This window comes from Nocardia sp. CA-120079, from assembly GCF_050955745.1.
Taxonomy (GTDB): domain Bacteria; phylum Actinomycetota; class Actinomycetes; order Mycobacteriales; family Mycobacteriaceae; genus Nocardia.
This window is the reverse complement of the sequence record NZ_CP192088.1, coordinates 7,200,348-7,218,178: the sequence shown is the minus strand read 5'-3', so window position 1 is coordinate 7,218,178 and position 17,831 is coordinate 7,200,348. Positions and strand designations below refer to the sequence as shown.

Annotated in this window: 10 protein-coding genes; 6 read left to right on the top strand and 4 right to left on the bottom strand. The window is 66.9% G+C overall.

All coding sequences use genetic code 11. The features are described from left to right. Positions 1 to 8 precede the first annotated feature (8 nt). The 5 genes from ACQPYR_RS33430 (at position 9) to ACQPYR_RS33410 (ending at position 12,579) form a co-directional block, all read left to right on the top strand. Positions 9 to 6,578 carry an SDR family NAD(P)-dependent oxidoreductase gene (locus tag ACQPYR_RS33430; protein WP_433622837.1) on the top strand — a complete coding sequence of 2,190 codons (6,570 nt, stop codon included), beginning with the start codon at positions 9 to 11 and terminating at the stop codon, positions 6,576 to 6,578. Continuing rightward, the gene (locus ACQPYR_RS33425; protein WP_433622836.1) at positions 6,575 to 8,638 is read left to right on the top strand and encodes a beta-hydroxydecanoyl-ACP dehydratase; all 2,064 of its coding nucleotides are present in this window, start codon (positions 6,575 to 6,577) and stop codon (positions 8,636 to 8,638) included. Before ACQPYR_RS33430 ends, ACQPYR_RS33425 begins: the two co-directional genes overlap by 4 nt. Beyond that, a complete protein-coding gene (locus tag ACQPYR_RS33420; RefSeq protein ID WP_433622835.1) occupies positions 8,635 to 10,197 on the top strand; it encodes a PfaD family polyunsaturated fatty acid/polyketide biosynthesis protein in 1,563 nt (520 codons plus the stop codon). Before ACQPYR_RS33425 ends, ACQPYR_RS33420 begins: the two co-directional genes overlap by 4 nt. 242 nt (positions 10,198 to 10,439) lie before the next feature. Then, the gene (locus ACQPYR_RS33415; RefSeq protein ID WP_433622834.1) at positions 10,440 to 11,135 is read left to right on the top strand and encodes an SGNH/GDSL hydrolase family protein; all 696 of its coding nucleotides are present in this window, start codon (positions 10,440 to 10,442) and stop codon (positions 11,133 to 11,135) included. Between the two features lie 25 nt (positions 11,136 to 11,160). Further along, positions 11,161 to 12,579 carry an MFS transporter gene (locus tag ACQPYR_RS33410; protein WP_433622833.1) on the top strand — a complete coding sequence of 473 codons (1,419 nt, stop codon included), beginning with the start codon at positions 11,161 to 11,163 and terminating at the stop codon, positions 12,577 to 12,579. A gap of 38 nt (positions 12,580 to 12,617) precedes the next feature. On the opposite strand, the gene ACQPYR_RS33405 is transcribed toward ACQPYR_RS33410, so the two are convergent. Then, a complete protein-coding gene (locus ACQPYR_RS33405; protein WP_433622832.1) occupies positions 12,618 to 14,069 on the bottom strand; it encodes an amidase in 1,452 nt (483 codons plus the stop codon). Positions 14,070 to 14,366: 297 nt separating this feature from the next. On the opposite strand from ACQPYR_RS33405, the gene ACQPYR_RS33400 reads away from it, so the two are divergent. Then, a complete protein-coding gene (locus tag ACQPYR_RS33400; protein ID WP_433622831.1) occupies positions 14,367 to 15,176 on the top strand; it encodes an SDR family NAD(P)-dependent oxidoreductase in 810 nt (269 codons plus the stop codon). 58 nt (positions 15,177 to 15,234) lie between these two features. On the opposite strand, the gene ACQPYR_RS33395 is transcribed toward ACQPYR_RS33400, so the two are convergent. The 3 genes from ACQPYR_RS33395 to ACQPYR_RS33385 are packed head-to-tail and all read right to left on the bottom strand — an operon-like array spanning position 15,235 to position 17,830. Beyond that, complete coding sequence (locus ACQPYR_RS33395) at positions 15,235 to 16,047, bottom strand: carbohydrate ABC transporter permease (protein WP_433622830.1); 813 nt, start codon at positions 16,045 to 16,047, stop codon at positions 15,235 to 15,237. Continuing rightward, positions 16,037 to 16,978: a carbohydrate ABC transporter permease gene (locus ACQPYR_RS33390; RefSeq protein ID WP_433622829.1), complete on the bottom strand. Its 942-nt coding sequence runs from the start codon at positions 16,976 to 16,978 to the stop codon at positions 16,037 to 16,039. Before ACQPYR_RS33390 ends, ACQPYR_RS33395 begins: the two co-directional genes overlap by 11 nt. After that, a complete protein-coding gene (locus ACQPYR_RS33385; RefSeq protein ID WP_433622828.1) occupies positions 16,979 to 17,830 on the bottom strand; it encodes a metallophosphoesterase in 852 nt (283 codons plus the stop codon). Position 17,831: the final 1 nt, after the last annotated feature.

Sequence of the window (17,831 nt, the reverse complement as noted above, 5' to 3'; positions counted from 1 at the left end):
GAACTTTCGTGACAGACGACAGACGCCTGGCGCGCAACCCGATCGCTATTGTCGGGATGTCCGGGCTGCTGCCCAACGCGCACAACCATCGAGAGTATTGGCAGAACATCGTCGACGGCGTGGACTGCACCACCGAGGTGCCCGCATCGCGCTGGAGCCTCGACGATTACTTCGACGCCGATCAGGACGCGCCTGATAAGACCTACTCGCGTCGCGGCGCGTTCCTGCCCGATATCGACTTCGACCCGCTGGAATTCGGGCTGCCGCCCAATCAGCTCGAAGTCACCAGCACCATGCAGACGCTCAGCCTCGGTGTGGCGCGCGATCTGCTGATCGATGCGGGCGCGGTCGATTCGGCCTGGTACGACCCGGGCAAGACCGGCGTCGTGCTCGGCACCACCGGGCCTGTACCGCTGATGCATCCGCTGGCGGCACGACTTTCGACACCGGTGTTGAAGGAGGCGGCGCGCTCGGTCGGACTCTCCGATACCGACGCCGACGCGATCGCCGATAAGTTCGTCGCGGCGTTCGCACCGTGGGAAGCGAATTCGTTCCCGGGTCTGCTGGCCAATATCACCGCGGGCCGGGTCGCCAATCGACTCGGCCTCGGCGGTATCAACTGCACCGTCGACGCTGCGTGTGCGGCATCGCTTGCCGCACTGCGGACGGCCATCGCCGAACTGCAGGACGGCCGGGCCGACATGATGATCACCGGCGGTGTGGATACCGAGAACACCATCTTCATCTACATGTGCTTCAGCAAGGTGGGGGCGCTGTCGGCGAACGGTCAGATCAGCCCGTTCTCCTCCGATGCGAACGGCACCCTGCTGGGTGAGGGCATCACCATGCTCGCCCTGCGCCGACTGGAAGACGCACGTCGCGATGGCAATCGGATCTATGCCGTCATCCGCGGCCTGGGTTCCTCCAGTGACGGCCGGGCGAAGAGCATCTACGCGCCGCGGGCGGGCGGGCAGCGGGTCGCCCTCGATCGGGCCTATGCCGATGCCGATTGCTCACCGGCGGATGTCGCGCTCATCGAGGCGCATGCGACCGGTACGCCCGTCGGCGACAAGACCGAGCTCACCGCGCTGAAATCGCTGTTGTCCGAGGCGACTTCGGAGTCGCGCTTCGCGGCGCTGGGCAGTGTGAAGTCGCAGATCGGGCACACCAAGGGTGCCGCGGGCACCGCCTCGGTCATGAAACTGGCGCTCGCACTGCACCAGAAGGTGTTGCCGGGCACCATCAATGTGGACGCGCCCAATGCGGAGATCGCGCCGGACGACGCGCCCTACTACGTGAATACTCGGACGCGGCCGTGGATCCTGGATCCGCAGCGTCCGGTGCGCCGGGCCGCGGCCTCGGCATTCGGGTTCGGCGGCACCAACTTCCACGTCGTGTTGGAGGAAGCCGACTCCGGTCGCACCGAGCCGGTACTGCATCGCACCGCGCAGGCGCATCTGTGGCATGCGCCCGATGTGGCCGGGCTGGTGGATGCGGTCCGCAGCGTGGATGGCGTCGACGGCGGCGATATTCCGGAGGACCACGCGCGCATCGGATTCGTCTCGGTCGACGATGAGAATGCCGCGCACCTGCGGGCGCTCGCGGTGGACGAACTGGTGCGCAATCCCGAGGCCGTGGCCTGGGATCACCCGGAGGGCGTGTACTTCCGGGCGGCGGCATTGCCGGAGCGCAAGATCGGTGCGCTCTTCGCCGGGCAGGGCAGTCAGTACGTCGATATGGGAGCGGATGCGGCACTGAGCAATCCGGCGGTCGGCGCGGCCTTCGATGCGGCCAATATCGCATTCACCGGCGCGCCGGTGCGGCTGTCTTCGGTGGTGTTCCCGCCGCCCGCCTTCGATGAAGAGACATCGTCGGAGCAGGAAAAGTCCTTGCGCCGAACCGAATTCGCACAGCCCGCGATCGGCGCGCTGTCGTCGGGGCAGTTCCGGGCGCTGGCGGAGTGCGGATTCCGTGCGAACGGCTATCTGGGCCACAGCTTCGGTGAACTCACCGCGCTGTGGGCCTCCGGTGCGGTCGGCACCGAGGACTTCTTCGCCCTGGCCCGGGCGCGCGGTGCGGCGATGACGCCGGCAGCCGGTGTCGAGGCCGGGACCATGGTGGCGATCGGCGCGTCGAGGGAGATCGCCGAGGAACTGCTCGCCGGTGTCGACGATGTGTGGATCTGCAACCACAATGCGCCCGATCAGGTCGTCGTCGGCGGCGGGCCGGAGGGGATCGCCGCCGTGGTCGAGCGGGCCGGTGCGCGTGGGGTGGCCACTCGGGCCCTGCCGGTGTCCGGTGCGTTCCACACGCCCTATGTGGCGCATGCGGTGGACGCATTCGCCGGCGCGACCGCGGCGGTGACGATCGGTGCGCCCGACGCGCCGGTGTATGCGAATACCCCCGACGCCCGCTATGGCGATGATGTCGCGGCGAATCGCGCGCTGCTCACCGGACAGCTCAGTAAGCCGGTCGAGTTCGTCGCCGCGCTGACCGCGATGCGTGCGGACGGCTGCACGGTATTCGTGGAATTCGGGCCGAAGCAGGTGCTCACCTCATTGGTGCGGCGCACCCTCGGCGACGACGTCATCGCCATTCCCACGGATTCCGGTCCCATCGGCAATAGCGATCTCGCGCTGGGACGGGCGGCGGTGCGGCTGGCCGTGCTCGGCTTCGGCCTGCACGGCATAAATAGGCATGTCGCGCCTCTGCCCGCTTCGCGCACCTCGAATCGTGCGATGACCGTGACGATCTCGGCGCCCGAGTACGTGCCCGAGAGCCGGCGTGCGGCGTATGCGGCCGCACTCGACGACGGCTATCGCGTCAGTGTCGCCGCACCAACTCCTGTCGACACCGTCGTCGATCCTCAGCCTGAAATGCTGCCCGTGGCAGCAACTTTCGCCGAACCAACGGAGACGACCGTGTATCAGCCCTACGACTCGGGCTCGGACGCACTCGACAGTGCGCTCGTGCAGCACCTACAGACCCACCGTCAGTTCCTCGACGGCCAGCTGGATATGGCCCGCAACTTGGCCGGGGCACTCGGCAATGGATCGCTCGACGAGGCGACCGTGCGGGCGATCGAAGCCGTGAAGGATCACGGTGTGGCGATCAGTGAAAGTCATTCGCGGGCAAGTGAAGTACTCGCGCAGTTGGCGGAGCTGGAGGGTGGCTTCGCGCCTGTTGCGCGGACGGCGGTGACGCGGCGGGTGGAGTCCACACGGCAGACCGCGATCGAGTCGGCGCCCGAGCGTCGGCCGTTGGCTTCCGGGGGTGTCGGTACCTCTGGTGCTGCCGAAACCAATGCGACGCATTCGGGGATCTCCGCCAATGGTGGACCGGTCACTCCGGAGTTCAACGGTGGCACTTCCGCCGCTGCCCAGTTCAACGGTGGCGTTGCCGCTGCTCCCGAGTTCCAGGCCAATGGCGGCGTCGCTGCTGCCGAGTCCGCGGCATCCAGCTCTCAGACATCCACCGGCGCACTGCTGAGCGCATTGCGGGAGGTCGTGGCCGAGAAGACCGGGTATCCGGTCGAAATGGTGGATCCGTCGATGGATCTCGAGGCCGATCTCGGCGTGGACTCGATCAAGCGGGTTCAGGTGATCGGTGCGCTGCAGGAGCTTTTCCCGCAGCTGCCGAACCTCGGGCCGGAGCAGTTGGGGACGCTGCGCACGCTCGATCAGATCGCGAATTTGCTGGGGAACGGGGCAGCCTCGCAGGTCTCGGGTGCGTCTACGGCGGCTGCACCTACGCCTGCTGCCGGAACTGCTGCACCCAGGGTTGGTGCCGGAGCTGCTGCTGCACCCACGGCTGGTGCCGGAAATGCTGCTGCGGCTGCACCCACGGCTGGTGCCGGAAATGCTGCTGCGGCTGCACCCACGGCTGGTGCCGGGACTGCTGGGGCCGCTGCGCCTACGGTTGGTGTCGGGACTGGTGTGCCGGCCGCATCTGCGGCCGATGCCGCAACCGCGTCGACGGCCGCACCCACGGGTGACGACCTGCGGATCGCACTGCGGGAGGTCGTCGCCGAGAAGACCGGCTATCCGGTCGAAATGGTGGATCCGTCGATGGATCTGGAGGCCGACCTCGGCGTCGATTCGATCAAGCGAGTTCAGGTGATCGGCGCACTTCAGGAACGGTTTCCGGACTTACCCAGCCTTGGTCCGGAGCAGCTTGGCACGCTACGCACAGTGGATCAGATCGTCGACGAGCTCGCGACGTCGGTGGGCGGTGATGTCCACCCAAAAGCTGAGGCCGCGGCCGAAACGCCGCGGTATGCCGTCGAACTGATCACTCTGCCGTCGCTGGACCGGGCCGTCGCCCCGTATCGCGAGGGCGGTGCGGTCGCATTGATCGACCTCACCGGTCACGCGGATGCCGACTGCGCCGCCATCGAATCCGTGCTCACCGAGCAGGGCTGGTCGGTGCATCGGACGGATTCGGCAGGCCTGTCCGATCTCGATTCCGTCGATGTCTGCCTCGCGGTGCTGAGCTGTGAGTTCGCCGATTGGGAGGCTGCGCAGCGGTGGCTGGGCGCGGCCGTGCTGACCGCCGGTCATGCGCTGCCGCGGCTGGCGAAGACCGATAGTCGGGCGGCGTTCGTCACGGTGACCCGGCTCGACGGTCACCTCGGCTTCCTCGGCACGGCGGGTCCGATCACCGCCCTGCTCGGCGGTGTCGGCGGCGTCGTGAAAACCCTTGCGGCCGAACAGCCCGCGCTGTTCTGCCGGGCACTCGATTTCGATCCGGAAATCACACCGGTGCGACTGGCCGAACTGGTCACCGCGGAGTTGCACGATGCCGCGCGTGACGCGCTCGAGGTCGGTATCGATGCGGCGGAGCAGCGCAGGACGCTGGTGCCCAGTGCGCATGCGCCTGCCCGTTCGGTCAGCATCGTGCGTCACGAGTCGGGGCCGAGTGTGCTTACGGCACAGGATGTTCTGCTCGTCACGGGCGGTGCGCGTGGCGTCACCGCCACGTGCGTTCGGGCGCTGGCACAGCGGAGTGAGGCAAGCTTCGTGCTCCTCGGTCGCTCCGAGTTGGCGCCTGAACCGGACTGGGCCGCAGGCGTTTCCGATACCGAGCTCAAGGCCGCCGCGGTGCGCGCACTCGCCGGTACCGGAGCAAAGCCACGCGATATCGAGCGTGCGTGCGCCCAGATAAGGGCCAGCCGCGAAATCAGCGAAACGCTGACCGAATTGGGTTCGCGGGCAGAGTATCTGGCCGTCGACGCGACCGACGAAGCGGCGGTGCGCACCGCACTCGCACCGTGGCGCGACACCATAACCGGCGTCGTGCACGGGGCAGGTGTGCTGGCGGACTCCATGCTCACCGACAAAACCGCCGAATCCATCGAGCGGGTACTGGATCCCAAGATCTCCGGGCTGGCGACCGTGCTGGCCGCACTCGGCGAACTACGGCATCTGGTGCTGTTCACCTCGGTGGCCGGACTGTTCGGTAACGCGGGTCAGGCCGACTACGCCACCGCGAACGAGGCACTGTCTCGATTCGCCGTGAGCTATCGGCGCCGCCATCCCGACTGCCACGTCACCGCGATCGACTGGGGTGCCTGGGACGGCGGCATGGTGACGCCCGAACTGCGCGAGCATTTCCACGCTCGCGGCATCGCCCTGCTGGATCCCGAGACCGGTGCGGCGGCCTTCACCGAACAGTTCACCGCGGACCGACACGCCGACGCGGTGGTACTGATCGGTCCGGCCGAAAGTCTCACGGGCGATACGACAGTCGCTCCACCCGCGACGCAGGCCCGGCGGATTATCACCGGGCTCACCGATGATCCGATCATCCAGGCGCACCGAATCGGCGAACATATCGTGCTTCCAGCCACGTTCGGCATCGGTGCGCTGGTGAACCTGGCCGAGCGCAGCCTGCCCGGCCGAATGGTCGTCGGTGCCAGGGATTTCCAGGTCCTCAAGGGAATCGTGTTCGACCATCCGGTGGATGAGCTCGAACTCGCACTCGTCCCCGGCGAGTCGGTCGATGGCATAGCGCTGGTCGAGGCGACTGTCCGCAGTGACGATGCGCTGCACTTCCGGGCGACGCTGCTGCTGGCTGCCGGAGCCGATCAGCCGCCGACCAAGTCGATCCCGACCGGATCGGTCAGCGACGCGAATATCTACCGCGATGCCATCCAGTTCCACGCGCCCGCCCTGCAGGGCCTGCGCACGGTACTGGCGGCATCGGACGAGGCGATCGTATTCGATTGCGCCTTGCCCGCCGCGCGAGTGGCCGACGGCGCCTACGCCGGTCGCCTGCACGACCCGGTCCTCGCCGACCTGATCCTGCAGGGACCGCCGGTGCTCGGCTACCGACTCCTCGGGGCAGCCTGTCTGCCACTGGGTGTCGGCCGCGTGGACTACTACCGGCAGCTGCCGACGGACGAGCCGTTCCTGCTCACCGTGGACAACCCACGGCCCAGCAGCTTCGATGTCCGGATCGACGCCACCGCAACAACATCGGATGGGACAGTGCTGCAACGCTTCTCGGATGTCACCGTGGTGACGACACCGGATCTGACCGCGAAATTCCAGGCTTCGGTGCGGGGGTGGCTGGCGTGACGGTTATCGAGTTCGACGGAGTGCCGTTCGACCCGGTCGGCACTGCTGCCGTCCGGGGCACGTCGGCTGCGATGCACGAGAGCCCGGCGGTCCGCGAAAGCCCTGCGGTCCGCGAAAGCCTGGCGATGCGCCAAGGCCAGGCCGCGCACGAAGGCCTCGCCACGCACCAAACGCCTGCGAGCAATGAAACGCCGAGGGCGCATGAACTGCCTGCGGTACGGGAAGTCGCCATCTCGACGGCCGCAGCGCAGGCACGTACGCAAACCCCGGGTCCGCTCACCGAGATCCGTTCGGGTGTCGTCGCCGCCCACCGCGCAGCGCTGACCGCCCAGGTCGCGCTGCAACGGGCGATCTGGCGGCGGACGGTGCACCCGCAGGTCCCGGCGTCGGACCAGGGCCACAGCGGCCCGTCCATTTCGAGTGCACGCGTCACCGCCGCACCGGAGTGGACATTCAAGCCGCCGGTCCGCACCACCCGCACCAGCCTCGATCGAGCAGCGCTGGCACGCCTCACCGAGGGCGATGCCGCCGGCGTATTCGGATATCGGCGCGCCGGCGTCGAATCCGTGGCGCGACTCGCGGCGGCGGGCCCCTTGGTGCTCACCGAGGTCGTAGCCATCGAATTGCGCGGCGGCACCGGAAACGGCCGCTTGGTCGCGCATTTCGACGGCGATACCCGAGCGGCCGCAGTACAGGCGGCGGAGGTATTCGCACTGTTCACCGGCATGCAGCTGTGCCTCTCACGGAGCACGCTGGTGAGCGAGCCAGGAATGACCGAAAGCAGGACTGGCACAGTCGAATTCGTAGTCTCGGAAATCGACCTGGTGCCCCGGCCGCATGTCACCGGCACCGCGACCATCGCGGATACTGCTCCGCTGCGGGTCACCGTGACGGTGGCCGAACCGACGGGCGCGGGCGTCGGCCTAGGTGCCGCCGTACCTGGCCTACTGCTCAACGAATTCCACATGACCCATCTCGCCCGCGGCGATCAGGCCATCGCCATGGGCCCCGAATTCGCGGAATACACCGACGTCCGAGCGACCCGCCTGCCGACGGGCGGGCTGCTCCTGGTCGACCGTGTCCTCGAATTCGACGGTGCCCGTGGCAAATTGGATGGTGCGACGTACCGCACCGAATACGATTCACCCGCCGATTCCTGGTACTACGGCGATACCGCCAACGAATCCATGCCGCATTTCGTGTACATGGAGACCTCGCTGCAGGCGGCACTGCTGATGGGCTACTACGCCGGTCCCACCCTTACCCAGCCGGGTGTCACCCTGAGTCTGCGCAACCTCGGCGGCACCGCAACCGTTCTGCGCCAGGTAGATCTGCGGGACAAGACGATCGAGCAGACCTCGCGCCTGCTGTCGACGACGATCCTGCCCGGCTCGTCACTGCAGAATTTCGACTACACGCTGAGCGTGGACGGTGCACCCTTCTACACCGGCGAGACCATGTTCGGGTACTTCAGCGACGAAGCACTGGCGAACCAGACCGGCCTCGACGCCGGACGGTCCGTCCCGACCTGGCTGGACGAGCATCCACAAGCCACCCGCACCATCGATGTCGCCGCTCGCCGAGCGGATCCGAATGCCGGGCTGTGTGCCCGCCGAACCCTGGCACTGATCGACCGGATCGACGTGGTCGACGGCGGCGGAAAATACGGTGCGGGATATCTGCATTCACTGCGCGAAATCGACGCGTCGGACTGGTATTTCGCCCGCCACTTCCACCTGGACCCGGTGATCCCGGGATCGCTCGGAGTGGAGTCGGTCATCCACGCCGTCCAGGAGTGGATGCTCGACGCCGGATTCGCCGACACCATCGGCGACCCAGTCTTCCGCATCCCCAGCGATATCGCCTTCAGCTGGCGCTACCGCGGCCAATTCCTACCGACCGATGCAACGGTGCGGTTGGAGGCCCACATCAAAGAAATCCGCAGGGGCGCAAACGGTGTCACCGTCATCGCGGACGGATCGCTGTGGAAACCGGGTCTGCGCATCTACGAACTGGTCGACCTGGCAATCGAACTCGGTGAGCGAGAGGAGCGGCCGTGACCGCATCGTCAACCACCGTCGTCGCGGAAACCGCCGACGACATCACGGCCGTACTACTGGATGTGCGGGAACCGTGCTGGATCGTGCGGCACGACGGCCGGGTGGGCGCGACCTCGGACGCGGCGGTCGCGGCACGATCGAAGGTGCTCACCGCGGTCGCGCCGCTGCCGCCGGAGTCGCTCGGGGACAAACAGTTCCACGCGACGCACGGCGTGCGCGCGGCCTACGCGGCAGGTGCGATGGCCAATGGCATCGCCGCTCCGGCCTTGGTTGCGGCGATGGCGCGTGCGGGCTACCTGGCATCGTATGGTGCGGCCGGGGTGACGCCCCCGGCCGTGGATGCGGCGCTGGCTGAACTCAGTTCGCTGGGAAAGCCCTTCGCCTGCAATCTGATTCACAGTCCCTCCGAGCCGGCGCTGGAACGCGCGATCGTCGATTCCTGCCTGCGCCACCGCGTGCGCTGCGTAGAGGCCTCGGCATTCATGGGCCTGACCACCGAGGTCGTGCGATACCGGGCGGCGGGCCTCGGCATCGACCGGCACGGCCAGATCGAGGTGCGCAATCGCCTGATAGCCAAGGTGTCCCGAGTCGAGGTCGCCGAACCGTTCCTGCGACCGGCACCTGTCGCTCTGCTCCGCCGACTGGTCGAATCCGGTGATCTGACGCCGAAACAGGCCCGCCTGGCCGAGCAGGTGCCGATGGCAGACGACATCACCGCGGAAGCCGATTCCGGCGGCCACACCGACCGCAGGCCACTGCTCGTGCTGTTCCCGGAGCTGGTCGCCGCGCGCGATCGGATTGCCGCCACCGTGCCCGCAGCGGCAGCGGTACGGATCGGTGCCGCAGGCGGTATCGGCACACCCGCCGCTGCGGCCGCCGCCTTCGCACTGGGTGCCGCCTATGTAGTGACCGGTTCGATCAACCAGGCCACCCGTGAGGCGGCCCAGTGCGAAACAACCAAACAGCTACTGGCCCGAGCAGATTTCGCCGACTGCACCATGTCGCCGTCCTCCGACATGTTCGAACTCGGTGTGCAGGTCCAGGTCCTGCGCCGAGGCACTATGTTCGCCGCCCGGGCCCAGCGCTTGTACGACACCTACCGCGCCTACGCCGGATTGGACGATATCCCCGCCGACCTACGCCGCGATCTCGAGGCAACCCTGTTCCGGCGGCCGCTGGAAACAGTCTGGCAGGACTGCGTCACCTACTTCACCGAACGCGACCCCGGACAGTTGGTCGGCGCGGACGAAGATCCAAAACGCAAGATGGCCTTGGTATTCCGGTGGTACCTCGGGTTGTCCTCCGGCTGGAGCATCCGCGGCGAAGCCGACCGCACCGCCGACTACCAGATCTGGTGCGGCCCCGCCATGGGCGGCTTCAACAATTGGGTCGCCGGAACCTACCTCGCCGCCCTCAACAACCGCCACGCGGCCGACATCGCCGACCAAATGATGCTGGGCGCCGCCTATCTCACCCGAATCGCCCAACTCCGTACCGCAGGCGTACGCCTACCTGCCGATTGCACCCGCTTCGTGCCGCGCCCCATCCAGCAGTGCTGAGGAGTGCAACACGATCGCCGTCTGCGCGATCCTGCGTCCGATTCGGAATCACCACGGTCGCGTTGCATTTCGAGTCGGATTCGTACGCGGTGCGGCCCGGGGGAGGAGGTCCGTAGGTCCGCCCGCAGCCAAGCCGCGTGCGGCCTCGCGCAGGTGTCGCACTAAGCCACGTTGAGGCGGGGGTCGGCCGGTAAACGGTGTGGGGTTGAGAAAAACATACGGCCGACCGTATGCTCTCGGGCATGGTGCAACAAACCTTCACCGAGGCGGCCGACCCGTTCTGCCTGGACCAGGCGGATGCCGCGGCATTGCTGACAGGTGCCCCGTGGCGCAGGTATGCCGTTGTGGGAGACAGCCTTTCGGCCGGAACCGGCGATCCCACCCCGGGCTACCAGGATCAAGGCTGGTCAGATCGGGTTGCTGGTGTCTTGCGATCGGTCCGGCCGGAGCTGGACTACCTCAACGTCTCCGAGATCGGGGCGACAACCGCCCAGACGCTGGAGAACCAGGCGGCCCGCATGCTCGAGTTCTCCCCGGACCTGCTGCACGTGCCATGCGGGGCCAACGACATCGTGCGGCGGACACCGGACTTCGGTGCGATAGAGCGAACGCTTCGGCAGATGTACGACCTGGCGAAGGGGACCGGCGCCCTGCTGACCACTTTCACGCTCGGCAGGGCGTACGTCGTCCCGGTCTTCCCTGACTGGCCGGAGCGGATTGCCGCGGTCAACGAGATCGTGCGCGGGCTGGCAGCCGAATACGACGCCATCGTCGTGGACATGTGGGATCACCCGGTCAACGACCGCGACAACCTGCTCAGTGCGGATCGCATCCACTTCTCGGCCTCGGGTCAGGCTGTCATGGCGGCCGAGGTGGTCAAGATGCTGGCCAATTCCCTGGGACGCACGAATGAAGAGGTCTCTTACCGTGGCAAGTAGTCAACAAGCAGTTGGCCGGCCGGTAGTGGCCGCGGCGGGCGCCGGCATTCCGTGGATGACGATGTCGATTGTCTTGTCCGCCATGTTCATGGCGGTCCTCGACTCGTTCATCGTCGTGGTCGCCGACCCCTCGATCGTGGCGGACCTGCATGCCTCCGCCGGCGATGTCCAGTGGGTTCTGGCGGGTTATCAGCTCAGCTACGCGGTCTTCATCATTGCCGCTACTCGCCTGGCCGACATGTACGGCCGCAAGCGGATTTTCCTGCTCGGGGTGGCCCTGTTCACGCTGTCGTCAGTCGCTTGCGCGCTATCACCGAACGCGGGCAGCCTTATCGCCGCGCGTGTGATCCAGGGCCTAGGCGCTGCCCTGATGGTTCCGCAGGTGTTCGCGTACGTCACGGTGCTGGTGCCGGAGGCGAAGCGGCACAGCGTATATGGCGTAGTCGGCATCGTCATGGGTATGGCCACCATCGGCGGACAGGTCGTCGGCGGACTGCTTATCGGCGCCAATCTGTTCGACTCCGGCTGGCGCCTGGTGTTCTGGGTGAACGTGCCGATCGGAATTGTCATGTTCCTGCTCGCGGTGCGATACGTGCCGCAGACAGGCTCGGCCGCCACCCGCAAGCTGGACATGCCCGGCGTCCTGGCGCTCAGCGCGGCCCTCTTCCTCTTGGTGCTCCCGCTGATCCAGGGGCAGCAGGCAGGCTGGCCATGGTGGGTCTGGGCTTGCTTCGCGGGCAGCGCGGTCGCGTTCGGCGTGTTCGTCGCGATCGAACGGGGCCTGGAACGGCGGGGCGAGGATCCGCTGGTACCGCTGACGCTGTTCAGCCAGCGCTCGTTCTCGCTCGGGATCATTCTCGTCATCGCCCTGTACGCGCTGATCTACTCGTATTACCTGGCCTTGTCGGTGACGCTGCAGCAGGGGCTCGATATGTCGGCGCTCGGCGCGGGCCTGGTCTACACGCCGGCAGCCACCGCATTCTTCGTGTTCAGTGTGGTGGCGAGCCGAATCATCCCGAGATATGGACGACGCGTCCTCGAGGTCGGGGCGATCATCCTGGCGAGCGGTTACCTGGCGACCGGCGTCTTGCTGGTGTCCGGCCCGCGAATCACTCCGCTGCTCGTGATCCCCACCCTCATTCTGCAAAGCGTCGGTGGCGGACTGGTTATCACCCCGGCGCTCAACACCGTGCTGAGCCGCGTCGAACCGGAGTCGGTCGGCGTCGCGTCCGGGGCGCTCTCCACCGCCCAGCAGTGTGGCGGAGCGCTGGGCGTTGCCGTTATCGGAGCCGTCTACTTCAGCTCGTTCCATCCCGCGCAAGTCGGCAGGGTCGCCGCCGCAGGCCACGCCTTTGCCACCGCGTCCTTCGGGACGTTCGTAATCGCCGTGACAGCAGGCATTGGCGTGTTCCTGCTACCGAAGCGGCCGGCGGCCCAGGCCTGAGATGTTGGCGGCCAACCGATCTGCGCCTAGTACGCCCCTTACTCCGGGGCCTGGAAGCCGCCTATCTTCTGCTCGAGCAGTTCTGCCAGCCGCAGCGGGGTGCGGTCCTCGAACATCGGACCGATGAGCTGCACTCCCACCGGCAGGCCCTCGGGGGACCGGCCTGCAGGTATGGCGGTGGCGGGCAGGCCGGGCATGGTCGCCACACCGGCCCAGACGAGCTGGTCGAAGTACGGGTACTCGACACCGTCGATGTCGATGTGCCGGTCCTCCAGACCTCCGTTGTGGTTGTGCGGGTAGGCGGGCGTGGGCGTGATGGGGCACACCACGGCATCGAACTCGGCGAAGAGCTGCCGCCAGCCGTGGCGGTGGAGTTCGCGACGGGTGTTCGCCTCGACCCAGTCGCGGTGGCTGAGCACCATGCCGCGCAGCCGCGCCGCATCGAGACTCCGGTCGTCCGCGCTCAAGGCGTCGGCGTGGGTCTGCAGCTGTTCGTACACATCGACGGAAAGGCTTGTGGCGGCGTTCGACAGCATCAGCAGCATGTAGAGCGTCGCCGCTTCGGTCGGATCGGGCAGCAGCGGACTGTGCCGTTCGACGCGGGCGCCCGCGTCGACGAGCGCCTCGGCGACCCGGTGCACGCCCGCCCGCACCGCCGATCCGGTCGGAATGAGCGGATGGTCCTCGATGATCAGGACACGGAAGTCCGACAGCCGCTCGTGGCGCGCGGGCGGCAGTGCGACGTCGTAGGCGATGCCGTGGGTCAGTGGGTCCGGGCCGGCCATCACGTCGAGCAGCAGCGCGAGGTCGCGGGCGGTGCGCGCCATCGGGCCGACGACGGCGAGGTCGAGGTCGATCGGCAAGGCCGGCGCCGGCGGCGCGACCATGCCGCGGGTCGGCGCCAGCCCGAGTGTCGGCTTGTGCGCGTAGACACCGCAGAAATGCGCGGGGGTGCGCAGCGAACCGGCAAGGTCGGAACCGATGGACAGCGCGCCGAAGCCGGCCGCGAGGGCCGCCGCCGAACCGCCGGACGACCCACCCGACGTGCGGTCGTGATCCCACGGGTTGTTGGTGGTGCCGTAGATCTCGTTGAAGCTCTGGATATCTCGCAGCATCAACGGCACATTGGTCTTACCGAGCACCACCGCGCCCGCGGCCTTCAGGCGCGACACCTGTACCGCGTCCTCGGCAGGCACGTAGTTCCGCTGCTGCGGTATGCCCCAGGTCGTGGGCAGCCCGGCAATGTTGTAGGACTCTTTGACCGTCACCGGAATACCGAGCAGCGGCCGGTCCTCGCCGCGGGCACGCGCCTCGTCGGCACCGCGCGCGGCGGCCCGCGCACGGTCGAAGTCCGGCACGCAGATCGCGTTGATCGCCTTGTCGTCGCGCTCGATCCGGGCGATCGCCTCGTCGGTCAGTTCCACCGAGGTCACCTCACCGGCACGCAACGCAGCTGCGAGCTCTTCGGCCGACCGCAAACTCCACTCCATGAATCCGACGCTATCGGCCTGCCGCAGAGGACATAAAATGCCGCTTCGCACAACGGGATGGATGTCACCGAGTGCCTAGCCGCCGCCTCCCGGCTCCAGTCGAACATCGCAGCGCGCGCAATGCGCCGCGCCACTATTGCGCAACAAAAGGTTGCGCGTTCTCGTTGTGCATGGCAGAGTAATGCGCAACCGATGGTTGCTTATTGGAGGTCCGGTGCGGAGTTCGTCCGGCGACCTCCTCGACCGATGTCGGCGCTGTGTCGGCGTCGCACGTGATGGAACGGAGTCCGATCGGATATGAGTGGATTGCTGGAAGGTAAGAGCGCTGTGATCTATGGCGGCGGGGGCGCTATCGGCGGCGCTATCGCACGGGTATTCGCCAGGGAAGGCGCGCGGGTCTTCATCGCCGGGCGGACGCAGGCGAAGCTCGACGCCGTGGCGGGTGATATTGCCGCCACGGGCGGAACAGTCGAGACCGCACAAGTCGACGTTTTCGATCAACCTGCGGTCGAAAAGCACGCCGATGCGGTCGCGGCGACGGCAGGCAATATCGACATCGCCCTCAACGCCGTGAGTGTCATGCACGACCAGGGGACTTTGCTGGCGGACCTCTCGCTGGAGGAGTTCATGCGGCCGATCGACGGTTTTCTGCGGACGCTGTTCATCACGAGCCAGGCCGTGGCGCGGCACATGGGGCGCGAGCGTCCCGGCGTCATCCTGACTTTGTCCGAGCCGGGTTCCAAGCTGGCTGTGGGCGGCATCTTGGGGCACAGCGTGAGCGCGGCGGGCAAGGAGGCATTCACCCGGAACCTGGCCGCGGAGCTGGCGCCCAGCAACATCCGGGTCATCGGCATCCGTCCACACGCTGTCGTCGATGCGCCCGCAGCGGGTTCCTACACCAAGGACCTCTTCGGGCAAATCGCGGCAGCGGCCGGGCAGTCGGTCCAGGAATTGCTCGAAGGCGGGGCAATGGCGCAGGGGACGCTGCTGAAAAGGCTGCCCACGCTGTCCGAAATAGCAGAGACGGCCGCATTTCTGGCTTCTGATCGAGCTGGGGCCATGACGGGAGCAATCGTCAACCTGTCCGGCGGCGCACTAGTCGACTGAGGTTTGCACGACTGACCCACAGTCATTGTCAGAACTGCGGTGTCGACCCCGGAACTCGTTACTTCAACCCCGACCGCACGAAGGCGTTCACGATGTGCCGTTGCAGCAGCAGGTACATCAGCAACACCGGCAGGCAGGCCAGACTGGCCAGCGCCATCATCGGCCCCCACTGATCACCTTCGGTGCCCATGAAGCTGCGCAGGCCCAATTGCAGCACGCTGTTGGATTGGCGCAAAACGACCGCGGGCCAGAAGTATTCGTTCCAGGCGTTGATGAACAGCAGGATGGCCAGGGCGGCGAGGGCGGGGCGGAGGTTGGGGACGACGACGGTCCAGAGGATGGACCACGAAGAGCGGCCGTCGATTTTGGCGGCGGCGACGAGTTCCTTGGGGAAGCCTGCCATGTGCTGGCGCAGTAGCAGCACCGCGAGTGCCGAGCACAGGGTCGGCAGGACCACGCCGATCAGGGAGTTGACCAGTCCGAGCCGGGTGAGCAGCACGTAGTTCGGCAGCATCGTCACCTGGAACGGAACCAGCCAGGTGCCGACGAACGCGAGGTACAGGATCCGCTGGAACGGGAAGGTGTACATCGCGAACGCATAGGAGGCGAGCAGCGCCACCAGCAACTGTCCGGCAGCGGACAGGGCCGCCACGAAGAAGGTATTGCCGATCAAGCCGACTACATCGACCTTTTCGGCGGCATCGGTGTAGTTGGCGAAGGAGATCGGCCAGGGGAACGGCGAGAGTGAGGTGACATCCTCGGGGCGCCGCAGCGAGGTGGCGAACAGCCAATAGATCGGGAATATGCACACCACGGCGGTGACCGCGAGCAGCAGATGGCTGCTCGCGGTCCGCAGACGGTCAATCATCATGGAAGGCAACCCTTTCCGAGATCCACACCAGGATCCCGGCGATCACACCGAATCCGGCGAACAGCAGCACACCGGCCGCCGCGCTGAGTCCGGCATCGAAGCTGTGGAAGGCGTAGTCCCACAGCAGGTAATAGATATTGGTGGTGGCTTGTGCGGGGCCGCCCTGTGTCATCGAGTCGATAAGCGGAAAGGTCAGTGTTGGACTGAGCAGCACAGTGGTCAGCACCAGGAACAGTAGCGTGGGGGACAGCAGCGGCATGGTGATCCAACGCCGGATCTGTCCCGGACTCGCGCCGTCCACCTGTGCGGCCTCGTCGTAATCGCCGCTGATGCCGGCCAATCCGGCCCACACCACCAGCACCGCGAAACCGAGCAGCTGCCAGCCGGTGATCCCGATGATGACGGCGTGCGCGGTGCCTGCGTCGTACACCCAGTTGCGATTCGAGCCGAGCAGCTGGTCGACGAAGCCGCTGCCGGGATGCAACAGCCACCGCCAAACCGCCGCTGCCGCAACAGGAGCCACCAGGAACGGCACGAATATGAAGGCGTGATAGATGGTCCGGCCCTGCACCCGCCTGCTGGCCAAGGCGATCAATACCGGCAGCACGACGGTGAACGGAAGCATGCCCAGAATCAGCACCCCCGTACGCCCGATCGAATCCCAGAACGCCGGAAGTTCGACCAGCCGTTCGTAATTGCCGGTGCCGACCGGCTTCATCGGCGAGGTCGGCAAAAGATTCCACGAGTACGTCGACAACTCGAACGCCTGCACCAGCGGCCGATAGATCCACACGACGAGCAGGAGCAGCGCGGGCGCGAGATAAAGGTAGGGCACCACGAACCGCCCCGCCCGGCGGAACCGGGCGAGGCGGCGGGTCTGCGGCGCCGGCACGATATCCGGTGCCGCAGTGGGTGTTTCGACTACGAACATCTACCTGGCCTCGGCGGCCAGTGCGGCCAACTGCTCGAGCACATCCGATTCGGCTCGGTCGTAGACGGTTTCGGCGGGCGTCGCCTCGATCGCGGTGGCAACCAATGTCGTACCGAGCAGATCGATCCGGCTGTAACCGAATCCGGTCAGGCCGCGATGCCGCCCGATCGGCGCGATCGTATCGATTCGGTATGCCAGCGCGGGACCGATCCACACCGGAATGCCGCCGAGAGCGGCCGCGCCCGTCAAGTGGTTGTGCCCGCAGATGATCAGTCGCACATCCGATCCCGCAAGCACCTCCTCGAGCAACTCCGGCTGCTCGAGCCGCAGATATTCGGTCGCGGCCACCGGGGACGGAATCGGCGGATGGTGCAGCACCAGCAGCGTGCCGTGTGGGGCGGGCTCGCGCAGCTGATCGGTCAGCCAGTCCAGCTGTTCGGGCTCGAGCCGCCCGTCGTGCCTGCGGGGTGTGCTGCTGTCCAGCGCGATGATCCGGAGTCCGGCGATGTCGAACACCTGGTCATGGGTGACGTCCGGGTCGACCGAATCCAGACCGAGCAACTCGATGCCGAACGCCGTGCGCTCGTCGTGATTGCCCATCGTGTACACCGTCCGCGCGCCGAGTTCGGCGGCTACCGGCTCCACCGCATCACGCAGCCGCCGATATGCCTCCGGCGACCCGTTATCGGTCAGATCCCCGGACAACACCAGCGCGTCGATGCGCTGCTGCGAGGCCCGCAGCTGCTGCAGCACCTGGGTGAGATTGGCATAGGTGTCGATCATGCCGTGTACCCGTTCCCCGGTGGCCCGGATGTGGGTATCGGTCAGCTGAACGACGGTCACCGCGCTCATG

Bases quoted from the DNA above. Each gene is read 5' to 3' on its own strand.
- ACQPYR_RS33405 (WP_433622832.1), bottom strand. From the start codon at position 14,069: ATGGAGTGGAGTTTGCGGTCGGCCGAAGAGCTCGCAGCTGCGTTGCGT.
- ACQPYR_RS33395 (WP_433622830.1), bottom strand. From the start codon at position 16,047: ATGATGATTGACCGTCTGCGGACCGCGAGCAGCCATCTGCTGCTCGCG.
- ACQPYR_RS33385 (WP_433622828.1), bottom strand. From the start codon at position 17,830: ATGAGCGCGGTGACCGTCGTTCAGCTGACCGATACCCACATCCGGGCC.
- ACQPYR_RS33390 (WP_433622829.1), bottom strand. From the start codon at position 16,978: ATGTTCGTAGTCGAAACACCCACTGCGGCACCGGATATCGTGCCGGCG.
- ACQPYR_RS33400 (WP_433622831.1), top strand. From the start codon at position 14,367: ATGAGTGGATTGCTGGAAGGTAAGAGCGCTGTGATCTATGGCGGCGGG.
- ACQPYR_RS33415 (WP_433622834.1), top strand. From the start codon at position 10,440: ATGGTGCAACAAACCTTCACCGAGGCGGCCGACCCGTTCTGCCTGGAC.